The organism is Protofrankia sp. Cr2 (assembly GCF_963555885.1).
In the GTDB taxonomy this organism is placed as follows: Bacteria; Actinomycetota; Actinomycetes; order Frankiales; family Frankiaceae; genus Protofrankia.
The window spans coordinates 1-2771 of the sequence record NZ_CAUVXG010000119.1 but is presented as its reverse complement, the minus strand read 5'-3'; the positions used below and the strand labels follow the sequence as shown (position 1 = coordinate 2771).

The following is a 2771-nucleotide window of genomic DNA, read 5'->3' as shown; positions in this document are numbered from 1 at the left end:
GGTGGAGCGGCACTGGTCTGGGAAACGCTGCTGGGCACCGTGGTCGCCGGGTTGGCAACCGGTCCCGGCGGTGGTGTACTGCTGGACCCGCCGAGGACACCGAGCTGGAAGAGAACGGCGAGCAGGCCGCCGATCGCGGTGAGCAAGGCGGCGATACCGGTAAGCGCGCCGAGCGCGGTTTGCCAGAAGCCTCTGGCCCGGGGCGGCTGGTCACTCATCGTCGTCCTTCAGGTGAGCACGGAGTTGGCTGACGCATGGTACAAGACTTCCACCGCTTCTCTGATCCGAGCACAAGCGACCGACAATAGGTGTCACTTGAGACGGCGGGTGGTGGGCCGACGCTCCCAGCGCCAGGTGATCCGAGCCCTCTGGATCAGACAACGGACAGTGACGAAAGCGGCGGCCAGATAGAGGTAGAAATAGACGATCGCGCCGTTCTTCTCGGTGCAGCGGCGAAGCTTGCGGTAGCCGTTCATCCGCGCGTGGGTGCGGTCGCCGGTGTTGGGTGGATGGACTGGCCGGCCGTAGCCGGGCTTGTCGGAGTGGTCGATGCCGTGGGCGGCCCACGCCTGGATGTCGGGGTGGTCGTTGACGGCGAAGCTGACCGGATCGAAGCCCCGGCCGTCGGCGAGAAGGTAGAGCGAGCGCACGGGGGTCAGTCGTCTTCCCGGGCGGGCAGGCCGCCGAGGATGTTCTTCTGCCACAGCTCGCCCAGCGAGTAGTCATCCAGCCAGGCCGCGAGACCGGCCGGGTCGGGGCGGCGGAAGGTGGAGGCGCCGTCCGCTCGGTCGACGATGATGATGTCGCCGAGGTCGCCGAGGTCGCCGAGGTCGCCGAGGTCGACGTGGTCGCCGAGGTCGACGAGGGGGACGGACTGGGTGGCCACGACGATCTGGCTGGTCTGGCTGGCGGAGCGCATCATGCCGGCGAGCTGGACCAAGGCGAACGGGTGCAGGCCGAGTTCCGGCTCGTCCAGGATGACCAGCGGCTGTGGGTCGGGACGCAGCAGCAGCGCGGCCAGGCAGATGAAGCGCAGGGTGCCGTCGGACAGCGGCTCGGGGCCGAAGACCCCGTCCATACCGGCCTGCCGCCAGCGTAGCCGGACACTCGCCTCCAGACGACCTGTGTGCTTCGCACCAGGTCGTCTCGTTTATGCCTGCCCGGGGGCCGAGCCCCCGGACCTCCACGGTGCGTTGGTGCTGCGCGGATCTCGGCCTTGTCGGCGGGGTCGGCTTCGGCGAGGATGATCAGCATGTCGCCGAGGGCCTCGACCATGGCGGCGATTTCGTCCCGGGTCATCCGCCTGTCGGTGTGGTCGGTGGTCTCGCGGAGCTGGCGTTCGGCGGTAGCGCGTTCGGCTTGGGTTTGTGCGATCCAGCCGGTGACGAGGGCAGGGTCGGCGCCGGCTTCCAGTGCGGCCCGGTAGCGGGCGATCTTGGTCGTGCAGTCTTTGATCGTGCGGTGGGCGCGGTCGGCGGCTTGGTCGTTTCCGGTTGGCCCGGCTTGGGTCGCGGCCATGGCGTCGAGGGTGTCGGTGAGCCGCGGCGGTTTCAACGTGGTGGCGAGCCAGCTGTCCAGGGCGGGTACGACGGCGTCTTCGCGGACGTAGACGTTGCTGGGCCGAGCTGGAGATACCGGCATACGGGCTGACGTCGCAGGCAGGGTTTCGGCGTAGTCGGGGGGCGTCCGATTTGTGCTCAAGCGAGGTCGACTTCGACAAGATCAAGACTGTTCGCGCGAACGCCATGCCATGGGAGGGGCGGCGGCGTCCCGCCACGGTGCGAAACCGCCGCCCATCTTCCATCCCAACTCTTGCCTAACCTATCGAAGATCGATAGATTTTTATCGTAACTCGATGGAAAGTTGGGCCATGGGAAAGCTGACCGTGCGTGCGCTGCGCGCCGTGCTCGTGGTGGTGCTCGCCGGCACCGTGTGCGTACAGGCATTGATGGTGTGGGCGTTGGTCAGCGGGAGCGACCCAGAGGACGGGTCGCTCCCGCTGACCCCGCTGCGCGTGATCACGATCCTGGGCATCGTGGCGGTCCAGGTCGCTCTGGTCTGCGTATGGCGGCTGGTGACGATGGTGCGACGCGGAACCGTGTTCTCCCACGCCGCCTTCCGGTACGTGGACGTCGTGATCGGCGCGATCGTGGCGGTTGCCCTCGTGTGGTTCGCGGTCACGGTCCTCAATGCGCCGGGCCAGCGGGCCGACCCGGGCGTCACCGTCATCATGGGCGGGGTTGGCCTGGCCATCCTGGGGGTCGCGCTCATCGTGCTCGTGCTGCGGATGTTGCTCGCCCAGGCCGTCGCGCGCGACGTCGAAGCGTCGCAGATGCAGGCCGAGTTGGACGAGGTGATCTGATGCCGATCGCCGTCGACATCGACGTGATGCTGGCCAGGCGGAAGATGTCCGTGGGCGAGCTCGCGGACCGCGTAGGAATCACGCCCGCCAACCTGGCGGTACTCAAGAACGGCCGCGCCAAGGCGGTGCGCTTCGCGACGCTCGCCGCGCTCTGCGAGGTGCTCAAGTGCCAGCCGGGTGACCTGCTGCGCTGGGAAGCCGAGGACGCCGCGGGCGGATGACGTGCCCAGGACGGGCGTGAAAACGCCTGGCAGCACCGGGCCCGTGACACGGCACGTGGACCGCATGAACGTGGATCGCCAATCACCCACAGCACTGTCCCAACCCCGTTGGGTAGATTACGCTTGACCTGCACCGCACTGTCCTGGTCGACGATCGCGACCTGCGAACGTGACCTCCCCACCGCAAA

General features: G+C 67.9%; 4 protein-coding genes and 2 pseudogenes. 3 read left to right on the top strand and 3 right to left on the bottom strand.

What is annotated here, in order from left to right; all coding sequences use genetic code 11:
* From U9978_RS23915 to U9978_RS23905, 3 genes and pseudogenes are all read right to left on the bottom strand, one after another.
* Positions 1 to 218 (bottom strand): annotated as a pseudogene (locus U9978_RS23915) (hypothetical protein); the annotation flags it as partial.
* Positions 219 to 311: 93 nt separating this feature from the next.
* Positions 312 to 482 (bottom strand): annotated as a pseudogene (locus U9978_RS23910) (IS5/IS1182 family transposase); the annotation flags it as partial.
* Between the two features lie 173 nt (positions 483 to 655).
* Positions 656 to 1117: an AAA family ATPase gene (locus tag U9978_RS23905; protein WP_416211126.1), complete on the bottom strand. Its 462-nt coding sequence runs from the start codon at positions 1115 to 1117 to the stop codon at positions 656 to 658.
* 35 nt (positions 1118 to 1152) lie between these two features.
* On the opposite strand from U9978_RS23905, the gene U9978_RS23900 reads away from it, so the two are divergent.
* The 3 genes from U9978_RS23900 (at position 1153) to U9978_RS23890 (ending at position 2583) form a co-directional block, all read left to right on the top strand.
* A complete protein-coding gene (locus U9978_RS23900) occupies positions 1153 to 1650 on the top strand; it encodes a hypothetical protein (protein ID WP_322763398.1) in 498 nt (165 codons plus the stop codon).
* 220 nt (positions 1651 to 1870) lie between these two features.
* The gene (locus U9978_RS23895; protein WP_322763397.1) at positions 1871 to 2362 is read left to right on the top strand and encodes a DUF2975 domain-containing protein; all 492 of its coding nucleotides are present in this window, start codon (positions 1871 to 1873) and stop codon (positions 2360 to 2362) included.
* A complete protein-coding gene (locus tag U9978_RS23890; protein ID WP_010981499.1) occupies positions 2362 to 2583 on the top strand; it encodes a helix-turn-helix domain-containing protein in 222 nt (73 codons plus the stop codon). The genes U9978_RS23895 and U9978_RS23890 overlap by 1 nt, the downstream gene beginning before the upstream one ends.
* Positions 2584 to 2771 lie beyond the last annotated feature (188 nt).

Excerpts from the sequence above, each read along its gene's own strand:
- U9978_RS23895 (WP_322763397.1), top strand. The coding sequence starts at position 1,871 with ATGGGAAAGCTGACCGTGCGTGCGCTGCGCGCCGTGCTCGTGGTGGTG.
- U9978_RS23890 (WP_010981499.1), top strand. The coding sequence starts at position 2,362 with ATGCCGATCGCCGTCGACATCGACGTGATGCTGGCCAGGCGGAAGATG.
- U9978_RS23900 (WP_322763398.1), top strand. The coding sequence starts at position 1,153 with ATGCCTGCCCGGGGGCCGAGCCCCCGGACCTCCACGGTGCGTTGGTGC.